Annotated in this window: 19 protein-coding genes; 7 read left to right on the top strand and 12 right to left on the bottom strand. The window is 71.2% G+C overall.

Going from position 1 to position 24,604, the window contains the following annotated elements; genetic code table 11:
- Positions 1–47 precede the first annotated feature (47 nt).
- The 4 genes from ABT001_RS03580 to ABT001_RS03565 all read left to right on the top strand — a co-directional run bounded on the left by ABT001_RS03580 (position 48) and on the right by ABT001_RS03565 (position 4,761).
- The gene (locus tag ABT001_RS03580; protein WP_351271737.1) at positions 48–854 is read left to right on the top strand and encodes a class I SAM-dependent methyltransferase; all 807 of its coding nucleotides are present in this window, start codon (positions 48–50) and stop codon (positions 852–854) included.
- 44 nt (positions 855–898) lie between these two features.
- A complete protein-coding gene (locus ABT001_RS03575) occupies positions 899–2,713 on the top strand; it encodes a choline/carnitine O-acyltransferase (RefSeq protein ID WP_351271735.1) in 1,815 nt (604 codons plus the stop codon).
- A gap of 198 nt (positions 2,714–2,911) precedes the next feature.
- A complete protein-coding gene (locus ABT001_RS03570) occupies positions 2,912–3,820 on the top strand; it encodes a zinc-binding dehydrogenase (RefSeq protein WP_351271733.1) in 909 nt (302 codons plus the stop codon).
- Positions 3,821–3,843: 23 nt separating this feature from the next.
- Positions 3,844–4,761 carry an AraC family transcriptional regulator gene (locus tag ABT001_RS03565; protein WP_351271730.1) on the top strand — a complete coding sequence of 306 codons (918 nt, stop codon included), beginning with the start codon at positions 3,844–3,846 and terminating at the stop codon, positions 4,759–4,761.
- A gap of 174 nt (positions 4,762–4,935) precedes the next feature.
- Here the strand turns inward: ABT001_RS03565 and ABT001_RS03560 are convergent, their stop codons facing one another.
- The 3 genes from ABT001_RS03560 to glnA form a co-directional block, all read right to left on the bottom strand.
- Positions 4,936–6,693: a ThuA domain-containing protein gene (locus ABT001_RS03560; RefSeq protein ID WP_351271727.1), complete on the bottom strand. Its 1,758-nt coding sequence runs from the start codon at positions 6,691–6,693 to the stop codon at positions 4,936–4,938.
- Entirely contained in the window at positions 6,690–9,509 is a 2,820-nt protein-coding gene (locus tag ABT001_RS03555; protein ID WP_351271724.1) for a PQQ-dependent sugar dehydrogenase, read from the bottom strand. The genes ABT001_RS03560 and ABT001_RS03555 overlap by 4 nt, the downstream gene beginning before the upstream one ends.
- Positions 9,510–9,850: 341 nt before the next feature.
- On the bottom strand, positions 9,851–11,260 hold the full coding sequence (glnA, locus tag ABT001_RS03550) for a type I glutamate--ammonia ligase (RefSeq protein ID WP_351271721.1): 1,410 nt from the start codon (positions 11,258–11,260) through the stop codon (positions 9,851–9,853).
- A gap of 221 nt (positions 11,261–11,481) precedes the next feature.
- Between glnA and ABT001_RS03545 the strand changes: the two genes are divergently transcribed.
- Positions 11,482–11,949: an RDD family protein gene (locus ABT001_RS03545; RefSeq protein ID WP_351271718.1), complete on the top strand. Its 468-nt coding sequence runs from the start codon at positions 11,482–11,484 to the stop codon at positions 11,947–11,949.
- 83 nt (positions 11,950–12,032) lie between these two features.
- On the opposite strand, the gene ABT001_RS03540 is transcribed toward ABT001_RS03545, so the two are convergent.
- From ABT001_RS03540 to lipB, 4 genes are all read right to left on the bottom strand, one after another.
- Positions 12,033–12,740, bottom strand: coding sequence for a DUF4191 domain-containing protein (locus tag ABT001_RS03540; protein WP_351271716.1), 708 nt, complete (start codon positions 12,738–12,740; stop codon positions 12,033–12,035).
- Positions 12,741–12,770: 30 nt separating this feature from the next.
- A complete protein-coding gene (locus ABT001_RS03535; RefSeq protein ID WP_351271713.1) occupies positions 12,771–12,971 on the bottom strand; it encodes an SCO2195 family GlnR-regulated protein in 201 nt (66 codons plus the stop codon).
- 272 nt (positions 12,972–13,243) lie between these two features.
- Positions 13,244–14,212 carry a lipoyl synthase gene (gene lipA / locus ABT001_RS03530; RefSeq protein ID WP_351271710.1) on the bottom strand — a complete coding sequence of 323 codons (969 nt, stop codon included), beginning with the start codon at positions 14,210–14,212 and terminating at the stop codon, positions 13,244–13,246.
- Between the two features lie 111 nt (positions 14,213–14,323).
- The gene (gene lipB, locus ABT001_RS03525) at positions 14,324–15,157 is read right to left on the bottom strand and encodes a lipoyl(octanoyl) transferase LipB (RefSeq protein WP_351271707.1); all 834 of its coding nucleotides are present in this window, start codon (positions 15,155–15,157) and stop codon (positions 14,324–14,326) included.
- Between the two features lie 311 nt (positions 15,158–15,468).
- On the opposite strand from lipB, the gene ABT001_RS03520 reads away from it, so the two are divergent.
- A complete protein-coding gene (locus tag ABT001_RS03520) occupies positions 15,469–17,094 on the top strand; it encodes an NsdA family TPR-like regulatory protein (protein WP_351271704.1) in 1,626 nt (541 codons plus the stop codon).
- Between the two features lie 9 nt (positions 17,095–17,103).
- Here the strand turns inward: ABT001_RS03520 and ABT001_RS03515 are convergent, their stop codons facing one another.
- Positions 17,104–18,417, bottom strand: a complete 1,314-nt coding sequence (locus ABT001_RS03515; protein ID WP_351271702.1) for an NAD(P)/FAD-dependent oxidoreductase — start codon at positions 18,415–18,417, stop codon at positions 17,104–17,106.
- 185 nt (positions 18,418–18,602) lie between these two features.
- Entirely contained in the window at positions 18,603–19,502 is a 900-nt protein-coding gene (locus tag ABT001_RS03510) for a TIGR01777 family oxidoreductase (RefSeq protein WP_351271699.1), read from the bottom strand.
- Between the two features lie 53 nt (positions 19,503–19,555).
- Here ABT001_RS03510 and ABT001_RS03505 point away from each other — a divergent pair, with 53 nt between their 5' ends.
- Positions 19,556–20,074, top strand: a complete 519-nt coding sequence (locus ABT001_RS03505) for a GNAT family N-acetyltransferase (RefSeq protein ID WP_351271696.1) — start codon at positions 19,556–19,558, stop codon at positions 20,072–20,074.
- An 18-nt stretch (positions 20,075–20,092) separates the two neighbouring features.
- Here the strand turns inward: ABT001_RS03505 and ABT001_RS03500 are convergent, their stop codons facing one another.
- The 3 genes from ABT001_RS03500 to aceE all read right to left on the bottom strand — a co-directional run bounded on the left by ABT001_RS03500 (position 20,093) and on the right by aceE (position 24,414).
- Positions 20,093–20,614 (bottom strand): DUF4240 domain-containing protein, encoded by a 522-nt coding sequence (locus tag ABT001_RS03500; protein ID WP_351272412.1) that lies wholly within the window; start codon positions 20,612–20,614, stop codon positions 20,093–20,095.
- A gap of 83 nt (positions 20,615–20,697) precedes the next feature.
- Positions 20,698–21,666 carry a helix-turn-helix transcriptional regulator gene (locus ABT001_RS03495; RefSeq protein ID WP_351271694.1) on the bottom strand — a complete coding sequence of 323 codons (969 nt, stop codon included), beginning with the start codon at positions 21,664–21,666 and terminating at the stop codon, positions 20,698–20,700.
- Between the two features lie 78 nt (positions 21,667–21,744).
- The gene (gene aceE, locus ABT001_RS03490) at positions 21,745–24,414 is read right to left on the bottom strand and encodes a pyruvate dehydrogenase (acetyl-transferring), homodimeric type (RefSeq protein ID WP_351271691.1); all 2,670 of its coding nucleotides are present in this window, start codon (positions 24,412–24,414) and stop codon (positions 21,745–21,747) included.
- Positions 24,415–24,604 lie beyond the last annotated feature (190 nt).

The raw sequence follows: 24,604 nt of genomic DNA, 5'->3' as shown, positions 1-24,604 counted from the left end.
GCGAACGGTTCCAGGCACTGCCACGCGCCCCCACCGAGGAGAAGCCCTTGCGTCTCGACGCGTCCGGAAAAGTATCGCTGGACCACATCTACACCGCGCCCGACCCCCGCACCTACTTCCAGGCACTGCGCCCGCTCGGCTACCGCGTCCCCCAACTCGCCAAGCCCTGGTTCGAGAAGACCGTCAAGGAGTACCGGGAGGCGGAGCGGGTGGCCGAGCCCCGGGTGCTGGACATCGGCTGCTCGTACGGGGTCAACGCCGCCCTGCTCAAGCACGACCTCACGATGGACGAGCTGTACGACCGCTACGACGGCAGCGGCCCCGGCTCCCGCGCCGCCCTGCTGGAACGGGACCGGGACCTCACCCGCTCCCGACGCCCCGCGCACCCCCTGCGCTTCACCGGACTCGACGCCTCCGCCGAGGCCCTGGCCTACGCCCACGAAGCGGGCTTCCTCGACGACACCGTCAACGCCGACCTGGAGGCGGACGACCCCACCCCCGCCCAGCGGGACCGCCTCGCCGGGACGGACCTCGTGATCTCGACGGGCTGCATCGGCTACGTCACCGAGCGCACCCTCACCCGCGTCGTCCGCGCGCAGGACGGCCGCCTCCCCTGGATGGCGCACTTCGTGCTCCGGATGTTCCCCTTCGGCCCCGTCGAGGACGCCCTGGACGGGCTGGGCTACCGGACGGTCCGGATCGACGAGGTGTTCAGACAGCGGCGGTTCGCGGGCCCGGAGGAACGACGGGGCGTGCTCGCCGGCCTGGCCGCCGCCGATGTGGACGCGAGCGGTCTGGAGGAGGACGGCTGGCTCTACGCTCAGCTCTACCTCTCCAGGCCGCGGCACCGGTAGACCGACCCCATCCCCTTTCCCCACTCACCGAGAAGAGAGCCGCATTGAACGTCGTCAGTCAGGAAGCAGCAGCGGGCGCGACCTTCGCCCGCGAAGGCACCCTTCCGCGCGTGCCGCTGCCCACGCTCGAAGCGAGCTGTGAGAGGTTCCTCGCCTGGTGCGCCCCCCTGCTGACCGCCGAGGAGCGGGCCGCGACGGAGGCCGAGGTCACCGCCTTCCTGCGGCCCGGCGGCCCCGGCCGGGCCCTGCACGCGGCACTGGAGGAGTACGACGCGACGGAGGGCGTCCACAGCTGGCTCGACACCTTCTGGCCGTACCGCTACCTCGGCCGCCGGGACCGCATCGCGCTCAACGCCAACTTCTTCTTCCTCTTCCAGGACACCGGCCAGGGGCAGCTCGACCGGGCGGCCGGGCTCGTCGCCGGGGCGCTGCACCACAAGCGGCGGCTCGACGAAGGACGGATCGAGCCGGTGGAGCAGCGCGGGGTGCCCCAGTCGATGGTGCAGAACGCGTACCTCTTCTCCACGACCCGCATCCCCGGGGTGCCGCTGGACAGCGTGCGCGCGCCGTACAGCGAGCAGGAGCCCGGACCGTCGACGGCACGGCACATCATGGTGTTCTTCCGGGGCACGATGTTCCGCCTGGACGTGCTCGGCCCCGACGGCGTCCCGCACGCCCTCGACGAGATCGAGGCCGGGCTGCGCGCCGTCACCGAGGCCGACGTCCACACGGCCGAGGAGGACCGCGTCGGCCACCTCACCACCATGGCGCGCGCGGAATGGGCGGACGTCCGGCAGGCGCTCCTCGACGGCGGCCCGGGCAACGCCCGCACACTGGACGACATCGAGACCGCCCTCTTCTGCGTGTGCCTGGAGGACTTCGCGCCAGGCGACACCCAGACCGCCTGCGACGAACTGCTGTACGGGGACCGGGGCAACCGCTGGTTCGACAAGGCCGTCTCCTTCGTCGTCTACGCGGACGGCCGGGCCGGCATCAACGTCGAGCACTGCGAGCTGGACGGGACGACCATCCTCAGCTTCACCGACGCCCTGCTCGGCACCCCGCCGGACGAGCACTCCCGTCGGTCCGGAGCACGCTCCCAGGGCGAGCCGGTGCCGCAGCCCCTGACCTTCGCACTCGACGAGGCCCTGCGGTCCCGGGTCCGCTCCGCGGCCGCGGAGTTCGCGGCGTACGGGCACGACACGGCCACCCGCACCGTGACGTTCGGTGACTTCGGCAGCGGGGCCGCCAAGGCGCTCGGGGTGTCCCCGGACGCCTTCGTCCAGACCGCCTACCAGCTGGCCCACCAGCGGGCCAAGGGCCACCTGGGAGCGACGTACGAGTCGATCGCCACCCGCCAGTACCGCCACGGCCGCACCGAGGCGATGCGCGTCGTCACCCCCGAGATGCCCGCGTTCGTCGCGGCGATGGACGACCCCACGGCCGACCGCGACACCCGCCGCGCCGCGTTCCGGGCCGCCGCCGGGGCCCATGTGGCACGGGCGAAGGAGTGCCAGGCGGGCGAGGCCCCGGAGCAGCACCTCTGGGAACTGGAACTGATCCAGCGCCGCCGGGGCGACGAGCTCGGCGTGCACGAACAGCCCGCCCTGTACCGCTCCCCGGGCTGGCTCACCATGCGGGACGACTACCTGAGCACGAGCTCGGCACCGTCCGAGAACATCCAGTACTTCGGCTTCGGCTCCACGAGCAGCCGCTGCATCGGCATCGCCTACGTCCTGCTGCCTGACCGCTTCAACCTCTACCTGAGCACCCCACGCACGGTCGCCGACCAGATGCACGCCTTCGCGGACCACCTCCGTGAGGCGGTGGCGGAGCTGCGCGACCTGCTGACGGACTGACCCGGGGCGCCGGGGGAGGGGCGGCCCCGGCGGCAGCCGCGCCGATACAGATCGTCAACTGATCGGTTCTCACGGGGCTGGTCGCCGTGCCGGACCTGCGACAGGGTTCCAGGGAGGCGGAAGTGCGGCATCCCCGCACTCCGCCCCCGCTGCCGCGCCGAGTGTCCAGGCGCACCCCTGAGAGAAGGAAGCACCCCCATGCGCGCCCTTGTGGTCGATCACGGCGAGGCCGGACCCGTCAGGTTCGCCGACGTCGACGAGCCCGTGCCCGCCGGCGACCAGGCGTTGGTCGGCATCCGGCACATCGGGCTCAACTTCGGAGAGCTGAACTACGTGCGGCAGTGGCAGGCCGGCGCCGTGCACGGTCACGACGCGGCGGGCGTCGTGCTGCGCGCCGCGTCCGACGGCTCGGGACCGTCCGAAGGCACGCGCGTCGCACTGGGCATGACTCCCCACGCGTGGGCCGAGCGGGTCGCGGTCGGCTCCGCCTCGCTCGGCACCGTCCCCGACGGTGTGGACCTGGCCGACGGTGCCGCGCTGGGGATCGCCGGAGTCACCGCACTGCGGGTGCTGCGCACGCGTTCCCTGCTGGCGCGTGACGTCCTGGTCACCGGCGCCAGCGGGGGCGTGGGGCACTTCGCCGTCCAGCTGGCGGCGCTGGCCGGCGCCCGGGTGACGGCACTCGTGGGTTCACCGGACCGGGCCGCCGGACTCCGCGAACTCGGGGCCGACACCGTCCTGACCGACCTGGCCGGGACGGAGGACCGGTTCGACCTCGTCCTGGACACGGTCGGCGGGCCGCTGACGGCCCAGGCGTGGAGTGTCCTCGCCGAGGGCGGCACCATCCACCTCGTCGGTTACTCCTCCGGGCAGGACACCACCTTCCCGTCCGGGGCCCTGTTCGGCTTCGGTGAACCCCGCACCGTCACCACCTACGGCGACATGACGGCCACCAGCGGGGATCTGACGGACCTGCTGGGCCTCGTGGCCGCCGGGAGGCTCTCGGCACCGGTCGGACTGCGAGGCGACTGGCAGGACGTGGGCGACGCCGTCCAGGCACTGTTCGCGCGGAAGGTGCACGGAAAGATCGTCCTTGATGTGACCTGACACCTGTCGACGAGAATGGAACGATGGACGTACTCGCCGAGGCCTTGCGCCTCTCGGGGGCGCGAGGGGCGCTCGGGGTCCTGCTGAAGGCCGGAGGAAGCTGGGGCCTGTGGCTGGACTCCTATCCGGGAGCGACACTGCACGTGGTGTCCCGGGGCACGATGTGGCTGCGTGTCCCGGGCGGGCAAGCCCTGGAGGTGCGGGCAGGAGACGCCGTCCTGGTGCCGCCGGGCACCGACCACGGGATAGCCGGCGGGCCCAGCACGACGATGGGTGGCTGTGACCGGACGGCGACGGCCCGGGCCCTCAGCGACGGCAGCCCCCTGCACCTGGGCTCGACGCCGACGCGGACGGAAGTGCTCGTCCTGCACTATGAGCAGGACCCGGAGGTGAGTACACCGGTGTTCACCTCCCTCGCCCGGCCGATGCACGTCACGAGCCGGGAGAACACACAGCTCAGAAGGACCGTCGAGCTTCTCACGGCGGAGCTCGCACAGCCGCAGATCGGCACCACCGCGGCCGTCAACAGCATCGTCGACCTCCTGCTCATCCAGTTCGTACGCGTCTGGCTGGCCCGCCACCCCGAGCCGCAGCCCGGCTCATGGCTCGGCGCGATGCGTGACCCGGTCGTGCGCGACGCCCTGGTATCGGTCCACGCCCGACCGGAACACCCCTGGACCACCGAGTCCCTGGCGGCCGCGACGGCGGTCTCCCGGACGACGCTGTCCAGGCACTTCCGGTCCGCCCTCGGACAGACGCCCGGCGCGTACGTGACGCAGTGGCGCATGGACCTGGCGTCCGTCCGGCTCCGCGACACCGACGAGCCGGTCGAGTCGATCTCCGGCGCGGTCGGCTACGCCTCTCCGCACGCCTTCAGCCGTGCCTTCCGGCGTGCCCGGGGCATGCCCCCGGGCGAGTACCGCTCCCGGCTTCGCGAGTGACCGCGGGCCGGCGGTCACCGGCAGCCCGTGAACGCGAGGCGCCGGCGCCGGACAGGGAGGAACGGCGGCGGGGAGCTTCGGCGTGGCATCCCCGCCGCCGTCACCGGCCCGGTTCGTCGCGGCCGGTCCCGTCGTCACCGCCTCCCGCGGTGACGACGGAGTCGAGAACGGTGCTCAGCCGGGCATGACCCATTTCTGGTTGACGGCGGAGAGGCAGGTCCACAGGTGGAGTCTGGTTCCGTCGGCGGAGGAGACGTCGGCGGCGTCGAGGCATTTGCCGGACTGGGGGTTCCTGAGGGTGCCGTCGGTCTGGGGGACCCATTTCTGGGCGGCGGTGTCGTTGCAGCCGTAGAGCTGGACCTTGGTTCCGTCGGCTGTGCCTCCGCCGCTGATGTCCATGCATTTGCCGAGTGCGCGCAGCGACTGGTCCGGGGCGACGGTCCATGTCTGTGCCGGTGACCGGTTGCACGTCCAGAGCTGGATCTGTGTGCCGTCGGCGTTGGCCCCGTTCGCGACGTCGACGCACTTGCCGCCGATCCCCGTGATGGCACCCTGTGCGGGGCCGGTGGCGCCTCCGAGTTCCTTGACGCGGATGTTACGGAAGGACACCTCGTCGCCGTCGCCGTGGTTCTGCAGGCCGATGTGGCCCTGCTGGAGACTGCGGGCGGGGACCGTGTTGGTGAAGTCGTTGATCTGGACCCCGTTGAGGTACACCCGCAGGCGTTCGCCCTCGACCCGGATCTCGTAGGTGTTCCACTCACCGGGGGGATTCAGGGCCCGGTCGCGGGCAGCGAGGTCGGCGGACCTGTAGCCGTAGACGGATCCCGTGGTGCGGTCCGCCGCGTCCGTGGCGTCGATCTGGATCTCGTAGCCGTTGTCGACGGCCGACCAGGGGTCGTCGGAGGCCGGGAAGCCCACGAAGACACCGGAGTTGTCGTCACCGGTCTGACGCCAGTCCAGCTTCAGCGAGTAGGACGTGTACTCCTCGGCCTGGTACCAGAGCAGACCGAGCCCGCCCTGCGAGGTGAGGGTGGAGTCGGCGTTCGCGAAGGAGCCCGGTCCCGCCTGTTTCCATCCGGTGGTTCCCGAGGTACCGAACAGCGTGGTGTAGCCGGTCTCCGGGCGGCAGTCGGCTTCGGTCATGCCGGCGGACCAGCGGATGCCGCCGAGCAGGTGGCGTCGGAACGCCGGGTCGGCGTAGGACTCCTCGGTGTGGCCGCCACCGGTGTAGAACGCCCGGCCGCCCCGGTAGTCCTTGCACCAGGCGATGGGATGGTCGCCGCCCATGGAGCCGCCGCTGTAGCTGGACTCGTCGAGCGAGGCCAGGACGTGGGCGCTGGTGCGCGGATTGGTCCGGTAGTCGTACCACTCGTCGGTCCGCTGCCAGGTCGGGCCGAGGTGGGCGGTGGCGTCGTGGGCGCGGTCCTCCACCTTCACGGTGGCCGGCTGGATCGCCGGGTGCGACTGGAACAGGGCACCGGCCAGGCCCGCGTACCAGCTCCAGTCGTACTCGGTGTCGGCCGCCGCGTGGATGCCCGTGTAGCCGCCACCCGCTTCGATGTAGCCCTCGAAGGCGGTCTGCTGCGCGGCGTTCAGGACATCGCCGGTGGTGGAGAGGAAGACGACGCTCTCGTAGCCGGCCAGACCGGTCGGGGTGAAGGCGGTGGCGTCCTCCGTGGCGGTGACGGTGAAGTTGTTGGCGGCGCCCAACTCGCGCAGGGCGGCGACGCCTTCATCGATGGACGAGTGGCGGAAACCGGCGGTCTTCGAGAAGACCAGTACGTCGTAGGCGGGGTCGGCGACCGCTGCCGCCGGGCGGGCGGACGGTGCGGGACCGGTCTCGGCGGCTGAGGAGACGGCCGTGGGCAGGGCGGCGGCACCGAGCAGGGCACAGACCGCCCAGACCGCGCGAGGTACGAGTCGTCCGCTCATGGCATGACCCATTTCTGGTTGACGGCGGAGAGGCAGGTCCACAGGTGGAGTCTGGTTCCGTCGGCGGAGGAGACGTCGGCGGCGTCGAGGCATTTGCCGGACTGGGGGTTCCTGAGGGTGCCGTCGGTCTGGGGGACCCATTTCTGCGCGGCGGTGTCGTTGCAGCCGTAGAGCTGGACCTTGGTTCCGTCGGCGGTGCCTCCGCCGCTGATGTCCATGCATTTGCCGAGTGCGCGCAGCGACTGGTCCGGGGCGACGGTCCATGTCTGCGCCGGTGACCGGTTGCACGTCCAGAGCTGGATCTGTGTGCCGTCGGCGTTCGCCCCGTTCGCGACGTCGACGCACTTGCCGCCGATCCCCGTGATCGGGCCGCTGCGTGCGGGCGTTCCCGAGGTGGTGAAGGTGAAGTCGTCGACGTCGAAAAGGGGTCCGCTGCCGCCCTTGAAACCGAGGTACAGGGTGGTGGTCCCGGCGGGGCGGTCGGTGAGGTCCGCCGACACGTTCCGGAAGGTCTCCCAGCCTCCGGTGGCGGGGACGGCCGCGGAACCGAGCAGGGTGCCGGTGGGGGACCCCGCACGTACCTCCAGGGTTCCGCCGCCGCCTCCTGAGGAGACCCTCGCGGTCAGTGAGGTGGCGTTGGCGAGGATGTACGGCGTGAAGGAGATCCAGTCGCCGTTCTCGATGTTCCCGACCGTCTTCCCGCCGTTCGCCGCCGCCTTGTCGATGACGGTCACGCCCGCGGAGTCGCCGTAGTGCTCGGCCTGGCGCTTGCTGCCCTGGCTGATGTTCTGGTCATGGGTCGTCAGGGCGGGTTGACCGTTGGCCCCCTTGTCGGTGTACTCCGCGTCCCAGACGCCGAAGATGTTCGCGTTGGGATCGTGTTCACCGTCGGCGATGGTCCGCACGGTGCCGGAACAGCCCGTCGCGGATGTCTGGGGGTGGCCGTGGCTGTCGTGGCCGATGATGAAGGTGACCTTGACCTTGGAGCAGTCGACCGCGCCGTCCTCGGGGTCGGTGACGGTCACCTTGAAGGGCACGGCGGCCCCCGGGTCGATGATGCTGCCGTCGGCCGGGAGTTCCAGGTCGACCGTCGGCGCGGTGTTGCCGACGGTGACGACGACCGAGGCGGTCGCTGTGTTACCCGTCCCGTCGGACAGGGTCAGTTCCGCGGTGTAGCGGCCGTTGGCGGCGTAGGTGTGCGAGGGGTTCGCCGCCGTCGAGGTGGCCCCGTCGCCGAACTTCCAGGCGTGGCTCAGGGGGTCGCCGTCGGGATCGGAACTCCCGGCCGAGGAGAACCGGACCGTGAGCGGGGCCGCCCCCGACGTCCGGTCCGCCGCCGCCTTGGCAAGGGGCGAGCGTCCTCCGGTGACGTTCTCGATGCGGTACAGCGCACTGTTGGCGTCACCGTTGAAGTAGCCGGTGCCGTAGTCGAGCACATAGAGCGCGCCGTCCGGACCGAAGGCCGAATCCATGACCTGGGTGCCCTGCCAGGGGAAGGCGTTGATCGACTGGACGCCTCCGTCCGAGCCCTGCTCGATGCGCTTGATCCACCTGCGGCCGAACTCGCCGGCGAAGAAGTCGCCGTCGAAGCTCTCGGGGAACTTGACCGCGGAGGTGGACGCCGCGTCGTAACGGTAGACGGGGCCGGCCATGGGTGATTCCGAGCCGTTGCCGAATTCGGGCACCGAGCCGCCGTCGTACGGGATCCAGGCAGGCTGGGCCGGGGGCAGGTCGGTCAGGCCGGTGTTGTTCGGTGAGGTGTTCCTGGGGGCGGAGCAGGAGAAGGCGGCTCCGGGCGTCGAGGTGGCGAAGTCGTGGTCGACGTAGGCGTTGTTCTTGCCGGTGCAGTAGGGCCAGCCGAAGTTGCCGGCCTTGGTGATCCGGTTGAACTCGACCTGCCCCGCGGGTCCCCGGGACGCGTTCGCGGTACCCGCGTCGGGGCCGTAGTCACCGACGTACACGATGCCGGTGGGCTTGTCGACGCTCATCCGGAAGGGGTTGCGGAAGCCCATGGCGTAGATCTCGGGCCTGGTCCTCGCGGTGCCGGGGGCGAAGAGGTTGCCCGACGGGACGGTGTAGCCGCCGTCGGCACCGACCTTGACGCGGAGCACTTTGCCGCGCAGGTCGTTGGTGTTGCCCGACGAACGCTGGGCGTCGTACGCGGGATTGCGGTCGGGCCGCTCGTCGAGGGGGGAGTAGCCGTCGGAGGCGAACGGGTTGCTGTCGTCCCCGGTGGAGAGGTACAGGTTGCCCTGGGCGTCGAAGTCGATGTCGCCGCCCACGTGGCAGCAGAGGCCACGGCTCGCGGGGACGTCGATGACCTTCTTCTCGGTGGCGGTGTCCAGGGTGCCGTCCGTCCTGAGGACGAACCGGGAGAGCCGGTTGACGCCGTCGAACGGTGCGAAGTCGGCCGCCGAACCGTTCGCGGGGGCGTCTCCCGCGGGGGTCGAGAGCTTCGGGGCGTAGTAGAGGTAGACGAAGCGGTTGGTGGTGAAGCCTGGATCCACCGCGACGCCCTGGAGGCCTTCCTCGTCGTGCGAGTAGACGTCCAGTTCTCCGGCGACCTCGGTGGTGCCCGCGGCATCCGTGAGGCGAAGGGTGCCGTCCCGGGACGTATGCAGAACGGACCTGTCGGGCAGCACGGCGAGCGTCATCGGCTCACCGGTCTCGGCCACCCCTTTGGCGAGGGTGACCTGCTGGAATGCGTCGGCGGCCGGTGCCGCTTCCGCCGGTCTCTGGTGAGCGGTGAGGGCGCCCGCGGCGACGAGCAGGGTGCAGACGAGCGCCGAGAGGGGCCGGGTGGGTCTCCTGTGCACGCGAATCCTCCGTGGGGTGACGGGGCCGGGATGTGGAGCACAGGCGCGCGCCGCCGCGCCGGGAGACGGGTGCCCGCGAGGGGGAGGGGAGGACAGCCCGTCCGTGTTGTCCGGTACAGGTCAGGAAGGTAATGGCTTTTGCGGCCGCCAGATAGCCCTTTGACGTACCGGAACACAGCTTTCTCCAGCAGCGGGACAAAGCGGCTGGCCGGAGGAGTCCGGGCCGGCCAGGAAACCCGAACGGCGAGGGCCGCCACCCGTTCACACGGGGTGGCGGCCCTCGCCGGCTCTCGGTCCTCAGTCAGGGAGTGATCCGAGGGGTCACACGCGGTGCACCAGGTCTAGAGGTCGAAGTAGAGCTCGAACTCGTGCGGGTGCGGGCGCAGCTGGATCGGGGCGATCTCGTGGGTGCGCTTGTAGTCGATCCACGTCTCGATCAGGTCCGGCGTGAAGACGCCGCCGGCCTGGAGGTACTCGTGGTCCTGCTCCAGCGCGTCGAGGACGGCCGGGAGCGAGGTCGGGACCTGCTGGACGCTCGCGTGCTCCTCGGGGGCCAGCTCGTAGAGGTCCTTGTCGATCGGCTCCGGCGGCTCGATCTTGTTCTTGACGCCGTCCAGGCCGGCCATCAGCAGGGCCGAGAACGCCAGGTACGGGTTCGAGGACGGGTCGGGGGCGCGGAACTCGACGCGCTTGGCCTTCGGGTTGGAGCCCGTGATCGGGATACGCATCGCGGCCGAGCGGTTGCGCTGCGAGTACACCATGTTGACCGGGGCTTCGAAGCCGGGGACCAGGCGGTGGTAGGAGTTGACCGTCGGGTTGGTGAAGGCCAGCAGCGACGGGGCGTGCTTCAGGATGCCGCCGATGTAGTAGCGCGCCATGTCCGAGAGGCCGGCGTAACCCTGCTCGTCGTAGAAGAGCGGCGTGCCGCCCTGCCACAGCGACTGGTGCACGTGCATGCCCGAGCCGTTGTCACCGAAGATCGGCTTCGGCATGAAGGTCGCGGTCTTGCCGTTGCGCCAGGCGACGTTCTTCACGATGTACTTGAAGAGCATCAGGTCGTCGGCCGCGGCGAGCAGCGTGTTGAACTTGTAGTTGATCTCGGCCTGGCCGGCGGTGCCGACCTCGTGGTGCTGGCGCTCGACCTGGAGGCCGTTCTTGTCCAGCTCCAGGGAGATCTCGGCACGCAGGTCGGCGAAGTGGTCGACCGGCGGGGTGGGGAAGTAGCCGCCCTTGTAGCGGACCTTGTAACCCCGGTTGTTCTCGGTCGCACCGGTGTTCCAGGCGCCGGCCTCGGAGTCGATGTGGTAGAAGCTCTCGTTCGCCGACGTCTGGAAGCGGACGTTGTCGAAGACGTAGAACTCCGCCTCGGGGCCGAAGTACGCGGTGTCGGCGACACCGGTCGACGCCAGGTACGCCTCGGCCTTCTTGGCCACGTTCCGCGGGTCACGGCTGTACTGCTCGCCGGTGATCGGGTCGTGGATGAAGAAGTTGACGTTCACCGTCTTGTCGCGGCGGAACGGGTCGACCCGGGCCGTGGACAGGTCCGCGCGGAGCGCCATGTCGGACTCGTGGATGGCCTGGAAGCCGCGGATCGAGGATCCGTCGAAAGCCAGTTCCTCGGCCGGGTCGAAGGTCGCTGCGGGAATCGTGAAGTGCTGCATCACACCCGGCAGGTCGCAGAACCGGACGTCGATGAACTTGACGTCGTTGTCGGCGATGTACTTCTGGACTTCGTCGGCGTTCTGGAACATCCAACTCCTCCTACTCCCGACCCGGGAAAGGGCGGGGTTGCAGCTCGTCTGTGTGGCCAGTGCGGTGGCACACGCTGGACCCGACCTTAGGCAGACGGGATTTCTCCGGCGTGACCCAATTGTTTCGCTCAAGTTAACCAGCCCGGTTGTGAGCGGCACCTCGGCGACGTGTTCCGGTGCCCCGCGACCGGGTGCGAACCGGGGCGCAGTACCGTGGACGGGTGGACAACAGGCAAGCAATCGGATCGTGGCTCTCGGGGCCGCGCGCGGCGGCCGAGGAGATGGGCGCCGACTTCGGTTACCGGGGCGAGCGCCTCGGTCTGCCCCAGGAAGGCCCGGGGTCCCTGGCTCCGCTCGGCCGGCGCTTCGGGGCCCTCTTCGTCGACTGGGCCCTGTGCATGCTGATCGCATACGGGCTGATCGCTCGCGGTGACCAGCAGGCGACCGGGAACTGGGCGCTCGGCGTCTTCCTCGTCATGAGCCTGCTGACGGTCGGAACCATCGGCTCCACCCCGGGCAAACGGATTCTGGGCCTGCGGGTCATCGGGGAGGGCGGAGAGCGGCTCGGTGTCGTGCGGGTCGTCGTCCGGAGCGTGCTGCTCCTCCTGGTGATCCCCGCCATCGTCTGGGACCGCGACGGCCGCGGACTCCACGACCGGCTGGCCCGCGCGGTCCAGGTCCGCATCTGAGACGTACGAGGAGCGGGACCGAGAAGAGCGGCCCCCCGGACGACGTGCTCATCCGGGGGGCCGCTCTCTTCGCACGTGTTCGGTCAGCGCATCTTTCCGCCGCGCGGCATCCGCATGCCCTTCGGCATCGGCCCCTTCGGCAGCGGCATGTTGCTCATCAGGTCACCCATCGCCCGGAGCCGGTCGTTGGCCGCCGTCACCTGCGGGCCGGTCAGGACCCGGGGGAGCTTCAGCATCGTGGTGCGCACCTTCTTCAGCGGCACCTGACCCTCGCCGTCGCCGACGATGATGTCGTGCACCGGTACGTCGACGACGATGCGGGCCATCCGCTTCTTCTCGGCCGCCAGCAGGCTCTTCACCCGGTTCGGGTTGCCCTCCGCCACCAGGACGATGCCCGCCTTGCCGACCGCCCGGTGGACGACGTCCTGGCTGCGGTTCATCGCCACGGCCGGGGTCGTGGTCCAACCGCGTCCCACCCGGTCGAGCACCGCGGCCGCCGCGCCCGGCTGGCCCTCCATCTGTCCGAAGGCCGCGCGCTCGGCGCGCCGCCCGAAGATGATCGCCATCGCGAGGAAGGCCAGGACGAAGCCCAGAATGCCCGCGTAGATGGGGTGACCGATCAGGAAACCGATGGCGAGGAGGACACCGAAGGTGACGATTCCCACACCCGCGACGACGAGACCCACCTTCGGGTCCGACCGCCTGGTCATCTTGTAGGTCAGGGCGATCTGCTTGAGCCGCCCCGCGTTCTCGGCGCTGTCCGCGCCGTCAGTGTTTGCCTTCCTCGCCATGTACCGAAGTTTACGTGGCGAGGAGGTGACCTAGGAACGGTGGTCGGCCACAGCCTTCAGCACGTGCTCCGCTTCGACCCGGTCCTGTGCCCTGCGGCGGTCCTCCAGGACCGCCGTCCAGGCGTTGCGGCGGGCGGTGCGCTGGCCGCCGCTCATGAGCAGCGACTCGACCGCGCGGAGCGCGGTGGTCACGGTCGGGATGGCGCTGGCTCGTACCGGTGCGGCGTGCATCGTGAGTGTTCCCCCTCGGAGCGGATGCGCGCGCGTCCGGCGCGCACTGGGTAGCGGGAAGCAATGACGGCGGCGGCTGCGGGAGCCACCGCGTATGTACCTAGGGTCACTGCTCGGTGTTACCAGTGCATGACCGGTCGGTCAAACACCAATGAAACTCTGATTCCGGCGCCCCGCACGCCGACGCGGCCCATACGGGCCCCCGGCCTGCGGGGGTCGTACGGGCCGCGTCGTCGAGGCCATTACCGCTCAGTAGTGCCTTGTGCTCCGATTCACACGGCGGACGGGGCCGCAGCCTTCGCGTCGCGCCGTTCCATCGCCTGCTGGAAGAGCCGTCCCGCGCGGTACGAGGAACGCACCAGCGGGCCCGACATGACACCGGAGTAACCGATCGCGTCGGCCTCGTCCTTCAGCTCCACGAACTCGTGCGGCTTCACCCAGCGCTCGACCGGGTGGTGCCGTGCGGAGGGCCGGAGGTACTGCGTAATCGTGATGAGCTCGCAACCCGCGTCGTGCAGGTCCTGGAGCGCCTCGCTGACTTCCTCGCGGGTCTCGCCCATGCCGAGGATCAGGTTGGACTTCGTCACCAGACCGGCTTCGCGGGCCCGGGTGATGACCTCCAGGGAGCGCTCGTAACGGAAGCCGGGGCGGATCCGCTTGAAGATCCGTGGCACCGTCTCGACGTTGTGCGCGAGCACCTGGGGGCGCGAGGAGAAGACCTCGGCGAGCTGCTCCGGCTCCGCGTTGAAGTCGGGGATGAGCAGCTCCACCTTGGTGGCGCCGCCCTCCCGGCCCGCGGTCAGGGCGTGGATCTGGCGCACGGTCTCCGCGTACAGCCAGGCACCGCCGTCGTCCAGGTCGTCGCGCGCGACGCCGGTGATGGTGGCGTAGTTCAGGTCCATCGTCACGACGGACTCGCCCACGCGGCGCGGCTCGTCACGGTCCAGGGCCTGCGGCTTCCCCGTGTCGATCTGGCAGAAGTCGCAGCGCCGGGTGCACTGGTCGCCGCCGATGAGGAAGGTCGCCTCGCGGTCTTCCCAGCATTCGTAGATGTTCGGACAGCCGGCCTCCTGGCACACGGTGTGCAGGCCCTCGCCCTTCACGAGCGCCTGCATCTTCGTGTACTCGGGGCCCATCTTCGCCCGGGTTTTGATCCACTCGGGCTTGCGCTCGATGGGGGTCTGGCTGTTTCGGACCTCCAGGCGCAGCATCTTGCGCCCGTCGGGTGCGACACCGGACACTCCGGCACCCCTTTGCTTTCGCTGCATTGGATTCTTCGGCGAACACCAGGGTACGCCCGTGGTTAGAACGGCCCTGCGTCCGGCCAACCTGTGGGCGGCAGGGCCTATTCCCTAAGCCGAGGCGACCGGCTCCGCGGCAGGCTCCCCGGCGGGTTCCTTCGGCGCGACGACGCGGGGCGCGAGCTCCGCGTTCTCCAGGACGTCTCTCAGGTGCTTCTCGGCCACCGGGAGGACCTCGGCGATCGTGATCCGGCGGCCCGCCTCGTACGAGAGCGAGGTCACGCCCGCGTCCCGGATGCCGCACGGCACGATCCGGTCGAACCAGGTGTTGTCGGGGTTCACGTTCAGCGCGAAGCCGTGCATGGTCACGCCCTTGGCGACCCGGATGCCGATCGCGGCGAGCTTACGGTCCTCGCGGCGCTGGCCCGCGTTGGACGGCGCGTACTCGGGGCCGTTCAGCCGGGGGTCGAACTCCTCGTCGTGCAGCCGCGGGTCGAAGTCCAGGGAGAGTCCGCCGAGCGGCGGACGGTCCTCGACCGGGTCGCCGAGGACCCAGACACCGCTGCGGCCCTCGACCCGGCTGGTCTCCACGCCGAACTCCGCGGCCGTGCGGATCAGGGCGTCCTCCAGGCGGCGGACGTGAGCGACCACGTCCACCGGGCGGGGCAGCTTCAGGATCGGGTAGCCGACGAGCTGCCCGGGGCCGTGCCAGGTGATCTTCCCGCCGCGGTCGACGTCGATGACGGGAGTGCCGTCCAGCGGGCGTTCGCTCTCCGTGGTGCGCCGTCCCGCCGTGTAGACGGGCGGGTGCTCGAGGAGCAGACAGGTGTCGGGGACGGTGTCCTCGAACCGGGCGGCATGCACCTCGCGCTGCTCCTGCCAGGCCTCCTGGTAGTCGACCGCCTCCTCGCCGAAGCCCAGACGGACGAATCGCAGCTCACTCACTCGGGTGCCTCCCTACTCGCGGTGCCGGAGGGCCGGAGGGTGTCCCCGGAGCCGCGTCACCATGCGTGTGCGCCCTCAGCCACTGTACGACCGCCCCGGAACTCGGAGTCGGGCAGGTTCCGGACAGAGCGCTTCCCGTCAGCGATCCGACAATTCTCACACGATCGGATGAATGTGGAGCGAAGGTCCTCGGCCTCGCCGCAGGGGCGGTTAAGTTCGCGCCGTTCCATAACGGGCTCGCCCGCTCCCACTTGTGGGGGAGTCCGTAAGGGCTGCCCGCCCGGCGCCGAAGGCAGGAGACCTTACAGCTGATGTCGGAACGACCTCCGCAGCGCACCCCGAACCGGCGGCTCGCTGCCCTCATCGCGGAGGCCGGGTTCTCCCACGCGGGCCTGGCCCGCCGGGTGGACCAGCTCGGCCTCGAACACGGGCTCGACCTGCGATACGACAAGACCTCGGTGACCCGCTGGCTGCGCGGCCAGCAGCCCCGGGGCACCACCCCCGCGCTGATCGCCGAGGTCTTCACCAGGCGGCTCGGCCGCCGGCTCTCCGCCCAGGACCTGGGCCTGGACGCGTGCGCACCCGTCTACGCCGGCCTGGAGTTCGCGGCCACGCCCGCCGAGGCGGTCGACATCGTCAGCGGGCTGTGGCGCAAGGACTCCGGCAGCCACGCCGAACTGCGCAAGATCGCGTTCACGCCCGCCGGACTGGTCGTCCCCAGCCGGGACTGGCTGATCGGACGGGCCGACGAACGGGTCGGCCGCGGTGAGCCGCCGAACCGTGCGAACGGCGCCTCCGCCCTGCCCGCCCCACGGACGCCCGCCGAGGCCGAGAGCACCCGGGCCCCGCACGGGCTCCACCAGGCCCACGGGACCGGCGCCCACACAGCCGGCGTCCCCGGTGTGACGCACGCGCCGAGCGTCCACGGCCTACGGGCCGGCGGCTCCCGAGGCCCCGGCTCCGTCCGTCCGCCCGCGCCGGCGGCACCGATGCTGGGCGTCCCGCGCCAGCGGCAGACCGACCGCGGGGCGGGCGAGCGGGTCGGCAGCGGTGATGTCGCCGCCCTGCGCTCGGTGGGTGAGCTCTTCCGCACGCTGGACAACACCTATGGCGGCGGCCACGCCCGGCAGGCCCTCGTGCGGTATCTGGAACACGAGACCGAGCCCATGCTCCGGGGGAGCTACGGCGAGGTGTTGGGCCGCAGGCTGTTCTCCGCCGCCGCGGATCTGACCCGGCTCGCGGGATGGACCTCCTACGACATCGGCGCGCACGGCCTCGCCCAGCGGTACTTCGTCCAGGCGCTGCGGCTCGCCCAGGCCGCCGGGGACCGGGCGTACGGTGCCTTCGTCCTGATCACCATGAGCCGGCAGGCGGTCTACCTGGGCCACGGCAGGGAGGCCGTGCAGCTCGCCCGCGTCGCCCAGCAGGGCATCGGCTCCTCCGCGCCGCCCGTCGTCCTGGCCCTGCTGCACGCGGTCGAGGCCCGAGGACACGGCGTCCTCGGCGAGGCCAGGACCTGCGTCGCCGCGCTCGTACGCGCGGAACGCGCGCTGGGGATCTCCCGGCCCGGCGACGACGTGCCGCACTGGGCCCGCTATTTCGACGAGGCCCAGCTCGCCGACGAGTTCGGCCACTGCCACCGCGACCTGCAGCAGTACCGCGCCGCCGCCCAGCACGCCGAGCGGTCTCTTCAGCTGCGGGCGCCGGTGTACGCCCGGAGCAGACTGTTCTGCCGGGTGGTGCTCGCCTCCGCGCGGCTCGGGCTCGGCGAGCTGGACCAGGCGTGCCTGCTGGGCGCCGAGTCCGCCCAGCAGGCCGCGGAGATGCGGTCGGTGCGCGCGATGGAGTACGTACGGGACTTCGAGCGCCGCCTGGAGCCCTACCGGGACGCCGTCGCCGTACGGGGCTACCGCGACCGGGTCGCCGCGCTCGGCTGACCGGCGGGCCTACGCCGCGGCGGGCAGCTCCGTCCCGTCCGTCGGCCCCCGGCGCACCCCCAGGTCGGTGAGGATCGCCGAGGCGGCGCGCCTGCCCGAGCGCAGGGCACCCTGGACCGTGCTGGTGTCGCGGTGGTCACCGCACACGTACAGCCCGGTGAGCAGCCGGACCGGCCGGCGCGGATCGTGCGGCGGCGGCATGGCGGGGACCGCCTCCGGATCGTGCCGGGCGGCCAGCAGCTGCCAGTCGTCGGTGGGGACACCGTACAGCCCGGCGAGGTGCGCGCGCACGTCCCGGTCGAGGTCCGACGGCGGTGTGCCGAGCACCGTCGAGGTGATCAGGACCCGGCCGCGAGGCGCGCGCGAGGGATCGACCTCGCTCATCACCGCGGTGTGCGCGACCGGCCCCGAGCGGTCCGCGTCCAGCAGCAGCCGGCCGCCGGTCGGTGGCGCCTCCCCCGCTGTGTGGTGCACCACCGTCACCGGGTGGAACGCGGGCATCCGCAGCCCCGGCAGCAGCTCGGCGGCGGCTCCCGCACCGGTGGCCAGCAGGAGCGACCGGCAGCCGAGCTCGCCGTGCTCCTTGGTCCGTACGGAGGTGATGTCGGCGGCCGTCACGTGCACCCCGGTGCGTACGGTCCCGGGCGGCAGGGTGGCCGCCAGAAGCTCGGGCAGGGTCGCGGAGCCACCCGCGGGCACACAGAGCCGGCCGCGTGCGTGTTCCCGGAGCGTGAGGTCGGCCATGCGGCTCGACGTGGTGAGCCCGGGATCGCCGAGCAGCGCCGAGAGCAGGGGGCGCAGGAATCCGGCGACGACACGGGGCGAGAGGCCGCGTGCCGAGAGCGCGCCGAGCGCGGCCCTGTCGGGCCTTGCCAGGATCCGGGACTCCGGAGTGGCGGCGAGACGGGCCAGCCAGGCACCGAGCCTGGCCTGTTCGATGGCCCCGCCCAGAGGGGCGTGAGGGGCGCTCGGCCGGGAACGCGCGGCGCGGAGTGCGCCCCGTGCGCTCCGTACGTCCCCGGCGCGGTACTGCCGCCCCCCGCTGTGGACGAGCACCCCGGGAGCGAAGTCCCGCAGTGCCAGACCTTCGAGCGCCGGGGTGCCGCTCAGCTCCGGATACGCGGAACTGAGCAGGGGCCCCAGATGGTCGAGCCGGAAACCGTCCACCTCCTGGGTGGCCATCCGGCCGCCCACCTGCGCCGCTGCTTCCAGAACGCTGACGCCCACCCCCGCGCCGATCAGCTGGTGTGCGGCCGACAGGCCGGCGATCCCGGCCCCGATGATGACCACATCCGCGTGGTCCGCTGTGTGTCCCCTGAACACGTGCCCCTCCCCGAGTCGGTGCGACTGGTGGGGGGCTATTGCCCCCAACAGGTCCCCGGAACGCCCGAGTTCGGGTCGAGGCTAGGTGTATGGCCGAGAGAGGCGTAGTCGCGCGCACCCCGGGCACCGGAGCACGGGGTCGCACGGGGGCCGGGTGCCGGGGCCACCGGGGGGTCAGGCCGTGGTCAGCGCAGTGCGGAGCGGATCGCGTCGTCGATCCCGGGAAACGCGAACGCGAAGCCCGAGTCGAGAAGTTGGCCGGGCAGCACCCGCTGGCTGCCCAGGACGTCCCCGGCGAATTCGCCGAGCGCGGCCTTCAGCGCGGGCGCCGGAGCGGTGAACAGGGTCGGACGCCGCAGCACCCGCCCCATGGCAGCCGTCACCTGGCCGTTGGTGACGGGGGAGGGGCTCGTCAGATTCACCGCGCCGGCCAGCGTCTCGGTGTCCAGGATGTGCCGCAGCGCCGCGATGTGGTCGTGCAGCGCGATGAAGCTCCAGTACTGCCGGCCGTTGCCCATCCGCCCGCCGAGCCCCGCCTTGAACAGGGGGAAGAGCCGCCCCCAGGCCCCGCCCCGCCGTGAGACGACCAGTCCGGTCCGGGCGTGGACCGTGCGCACGCCCGCTTCCTCGGCGGGGGCCGTGGCCTCCTCCCACTCCACGCACACGGTGGGCAGGAAGCCGTCACCGGGCGGGGCGCTCTCGTCCACGGCGCGGTCCCCGGTGTCCCCGTAGAAGCCGATGGCCGACCCGGACAGCAGCACCTTGGGTGGGGTGTCCAGGGAGGCCACCGCCTCGGCGACGGCCGCGGTGCCCAGCACCCGGCTGTCGCGGATCTCCCGCTTGTACGCGTCGGTCCACCGGTGGTCCCCGACGCCCGCGCCGGCGAGGTGGACGACCGCGTCGCAGCCGACGAGGCCCGCCACGTCGACGTACTGGCGCTTCGGGTCCCACTCCACCTCGTCGCCGGTGGCGGCCGGGCGGCGCACCAGCCGCACCACCTCGTGCCCGTCGGCACGCAGCGAACGCACGAGCGCCGCTCCGATGAGTCCGGACGATCCGCTGACGGCGATACGGGAGGGCGGCATGAATCCATCCTGCCCCATCGATCACGTGGAATGCGGCGTGGCACAGTGATGTCATGACGCCGTTCTCCCTGCGCCCCGTCCGCCGCGCCGTTCCCGAGGACGACGACGCCCTCGGGGAGCTCGACCGGGCCACCTGGTCGACGCTGCACGCGGTGCAGCCGAGGCCGCAGCCGCCGTACGACACCTTCTTCGACGAGCGGCACCGCCCCGAGGACGTGCTCGTGGCGGAGACCGGAGGTCCGGACGAAGGGCCGCGCACGGCCGGTTACATCCGGATCGTCCCGCCCACCCCACTGGCCTGCAACGCGCACGTGCGGCAGATACAGGGGCTGGCGGTGGCCGAGTGGGCGCGCGGACACGGTGTGGGGCGGGCCCTGCTGCGGGCCTCCTTCGCCGAGGCGCGGCGGCAGGGCGCGAACCGCGTCACGCTGCGCGTACTCGGGCACAACGCCCCGGCCCGCGCGCTGTACACCGACGAGGGGTTCGTGGTGGAGGGCGTGCTGAGGGATGAGTTCTTCCTGCACGGGCGCTACGTCGACGACGTGCTGATGGGCCGTTCGCTCACGCCTTGAACGGCCGGAGCGGCGGGTTCACACCGCGCCGAAGCGGTCCATGAGCGAGGGGAAGCGTGCCGCCAGCGCCGTCTCGTCATCGAGGTTCACCGGGGTGCCCGCCGGCTCCGCGGGCTGGGGCGGCAGCCCCAGGTCCGGGGCGACGACCCCGGTGAGCTGCTCGTAGGCCTCGTCGGCGGCGTAACCGAGCTCCTCGCCGTCCCCGTCCAGCTCCTCGTCGAAGTCGTCCAGCAGCTCGGCCAGGTCGTCCGGGTCGTGCACCGCGCCCTCGAAGACCTCCCGGCCCTGTCCGATCAGCCAGCATCGGAAGTAGTCGAACGCGTCGTCGCTCGCCCCGCCGAGCAGCACGGCCGCCGCGCCCCACAGGTCCCAGCGGTACGCACGGTTGTAGCGGGCCTCGAAGTGCCGGGCGAAGTCCAGCACGGAGTCGGGATCGAACTGCACCAGCCGTTCGACGAGCAGGTCGGCGTGGTCCTCGGGGTCGCCCTCGGCGGCCTCGCGGGTGCTGTCGATGATCTCCCAGAACTCCGTCTCGTCCATCACGGGTCCAGCATCTGCCCCGACGGCGGGCGACGCACGCGCAGACACCGGAATGATGCCCGCGGCATCACTTCCGGGCCACTTCAGCGATAAAGATCGCGCAGTCGTTCGGCCGTATCGGCAAAACGTTCGCGCAGCGTGGCGGGTGCCAGGACCTCCACCTCGGGCCCGAGGACCAGAAGCTGGCTGTACGCCACCTCCTCGGACTCGACCGGCAGCACGACCGTGCGTCGGCCCCGCGGGTCCGGATCCGGGGCCCCGGCCAGCGCCTCGTCGGCGGCGGCCCGGTCCACGACTCGCGGCAGCCGCCGTACGCCCTCTTCCGACAGCCGCACGGTCACCTCGGCACGCAGGATCGAGCGGGCGAACTGCGCGGCCCGGTCCTCCCAGAAGCGCGGCAGGTCGAAGTCCTCGTCCCGTGCGAAGCGGGTCTCCGACACGGTCACGGCGGTGAAACGGTCGATCCGGTACACCCGGAAGTCGTCCCCGGCCCGGGCGCAGAGATACCAGACCCCGGCCTTCAGGACGAGCCCGTGCGGGGCCAGCTCCCGCTCCACCTCGCCCGAGGGATGGCGGCGGTAACGGGCCCTGACCAGCCGGTCGTCCCAGACGGCCTCCGCGACGGCGGGCAGCAGTTCGGGGGTGGCGGGATCGTGGTACCAGCCGGGGGCGTCCAGATGGAAGCGCTGGGCGGCGGTGCGCGAGGCGTCCCTGAGCGAGGGGAGCAGCGCGGCCGACACCTTCAGCCGGGCGGCCGAAGCGGCGTCGTCGAGCCCCATCTCGCGCAGCGCGGAAGGCAGTCCCGACAGGAAGAGGGCCTCGGCCTCATGACGGGCCAGCCCGGTCAGCCGGGTGCGGTAGCCGCCCACGAGCCGGTAGCCACCGGCCCGGCCCCGGGCCGCGTACACCGGCACACCCGCCTCGGAGAGGGCCTGGGCGTCCCGGGTCACGGTGCGCTCCGACACCTCCAGCTCCCCGGCCAGCTCGGTGGCGGTCATGGAGGGCCGGGACTGCAGGAGCAGCACCATCTTGATCAGCCGGGCAGCACGCATGGAACCCATTGTGGCGGCGCCCCGCCGACCACGGCGGGGCCGGGTACCGGGTGACCCGGTACCCGGCCCCGCGCGGGCTCACATGCCGTACTTCTCCCGGGCCTCCTTGACCTTGGAGGCCGGGATCTCACCGCGGCGGGCCAGCTGGGCCAGCGCGGCGACCGCGACGGACTGCGCGTCGACGCCGAAGTGGCGCCGGGCACCCTCGCGGGTGTCGGAGAGGCCGAAGCCGTCCGTGCCCAGCGAGGACCAGTCCTGCTCCACCCACTGGCTGATCTGGTCCGGGACCGCGCGCATCCAGTCGCTGACCGCGAGCACCGGGCCCGGCGCGCCGGAGAGCGCCTGGGTCACGTAGGGCACGCGCTCCTCGCCGCGGAGCAGCGCCTCGTCGGACTCCAGCGCGTCGCGGCGCAGCTCGCCCCACGAGGTGGCGGACCAGACGTCGGCCGTGACACCCCAGTCGGCGGCCAGCAGCTCCTGGGCCTCCAGGGCCCAGTGGATCGCCGTGCCCGAACCGATGAGCTGGAGGCGCGGTGCGTCCGCCGAGGCGGCCGTGCCCTCCTTGAAGCGGTACAGGCCCTTGACGATGCCCTCCTCGACGCCCTCGGGCATCGCGGGCTGCTGCTTCGGCTCGTTGTAGACCGTCAGGTAGTAGAAGACGTTCTCGGCCTCGGGGCCGTACATCCGCCGCAGACCGTCCTTGACGATCACCGCGATCTCGTACGCGAACGCCGGGTCGTAGTTGAGCGACGCCGGGTTCGTGGACGCGATCAGGTGCGAGTGGCCGTCCGCGTGCTGGAGGCCCTCACCCGTCAGCGTCGTACGGCCTGCCGTGGCGCCGACGATGAAGCCCTTGCCGAGCTGGTCGGCGAGCTGCCACATCTGGTCGCCGGTCCGCTGCCAGCCGAACATCGAGTAGAAGATGTAGAACGGGATCATCGTCTCGCCGTGCGTCGCGTACGACGTGGAGGCGGCGATGAAGTCGGCCATGGCCCCGGCCTCGGTGATCCCCTCGTTGAGGATCTGGCCGTCCTTGGCCTCCTTGTAGTACATCAGCTGGTCGCGGTCGACCGGGTCGTACGTCTGCCCCATCGGGGAGTAGATGCCGGCCGAGGGGAACAGCGACTCCATACCGAAGGTACGGGCCTCGTCCGGGACGATCGGAACCCAGCGCCTGCCGGTCTCCTTGTCCCGCATCAGGTCCTTCACCAGGCGGACGAACGCCATGGTGGTGGCCATCTCCTGCTTGCCCGACCCCTTGTACAGGGCCTTGAAGGCACGCTCCTCCGGCTGGGGCAGCGCGACGGCGTGCACCCGGCGGGCGGGGGCGGGACCACCGAGGGCGGCACGGCGCTCCTGGAGGTAACGGACCTCGGGGGAGTCGGCGCCCGGGTGGCCGTAGGGAACCAGCCCGTCCTCGAAGGCGCTGTCCGGGATCGGGAGGCCGAGCAGCTCGCGCATGCCCTTGAACTCGTCGATCGACAGCTTCTTCATCTGGTGGTTGGCGTTCTTGGACTCGAAGCCCTTGCCGAGCGTGTAGCCCTTGACCGTCTGGGCCAGGATCACGGTCGGCGCGCCCTTGTGCTCGACGGCCGCGCGGTAGGCCGCGTACACCTTGCGGGCCTCGTGGCCGCCCCGGGAGCTGTAGAAGCACTCCGCGATCTTCGCGTCGGTGAGCAGTTTCGCCAGTTCGACGAGCGCGGGCTCGGTGCCGAAGAAGTGCTGGCGGATGTAGGCCACGTCGCGCGTCGCGTACGTCTGGAACTGTGCGTCCGGGACCTCGCGGAGACGGCGGAGCAGCGCACCCGTGGTGTCGAGCTGGAACAGCTCGTCCCAGGCGTTGCCCCAGAGCGTCTTGATGACGTTCCAGCCGGCTCCGCGGAACGCGCCCTCCAGCTCCTGGACCACGCGGAAGTTGGCGCGCACCGGACCGTCGAGCCGCTGCAGGTTGCAGTTGATGACGAAGGTCAGGTTGTCGAGCTGCTCACGGGCCGCGAGGGCGAGGGCGGCGGTCGACTCGGGCTCGTCCATCTCGCCGTCGCCCAGGAAGGCCCAGACGTGGGAGTTCGACGTGTCCTTGATGCTGCGGTTGGACAGATAGCGGTTGAAGCGCGCCTGGTAGATCGCCGAGAGCGGGCCGAGGCCCATCGACACGGTGGGGAACTCCCACAGCCAGGGCAGTCGCCGCGGGTGCGGGTAGGACGGCAGGCCGTCGCCACCGGACTCCTGGCGGAAGTTGTCGAGCTGCTGCTCGCTGAGGCGGCCGTCGAGGAAGGCGCGGGCGTAGATGCCGGGCGAGGCGTGGCCCTGGATGTAGAGCTGGTCGCCGGAGCCGTCACCTTCCTTGCCGCGGAAGAAGTGGTTGAAGCCCGTCTCGTACAGCCAGGCCGCCGAGGCGAACGTGGCGATGTGGCCGCCGACGCCGTACCGGGCGCCCCGGGTGACCATCGCGGCCGCGTTCCAGCGGTTCCACGCGGTGATCTTCGATTCCATCTCCAGGTCGCCGTCGAACGCGGGCTCGGCGGAGGTGGGGATGGTGTTGACGTAATCGCTCTCCAGCAGCTTGGGCAGCGCGATGCCGGCGCCCTCGGCGTGCTGGAGCGAACGCCGCATCAGATAAGCGGCGCGGTGCGGGCCCGCGGCCTTGGTGACGGCGTCCAGGGAGGCCGCCCATTCGGCGGTCTCCTCGGGGTCGCGGTCCGGGAGCTGGTCGAGCTCGCTCGGAAGCTTTGCTACGGGGTCGGTCATGATCGCCGCCTTCCGGAGTGGAGGGGGGTGGAGAAGGCCCTGACTGGCAGGACAGGGCGATCGGGCCGGTGGGCCCGCTGATGAACTGTAAGTCTCCGATCGATGATCGATCAAAGGGTGAAGGGCAAAACTTCTCGATATGAAGAAAAGTGGCATGCGGTGCCGCGAAATGGGGCACGGAGTGACGGGA

The organism is Streptomyces sp. NPDC002793 (genome assembly GCF_040295485.1).
GTDB lineage: Bacteria > Actinomycetota > Actinomycetes > Streptomycetales > Streptomycetaceae > Streptomyces.
Note: the sequence above shows the minus strand (reverse complement) of the source record. Positions and strands in the feature narration are given on the sequence as shown.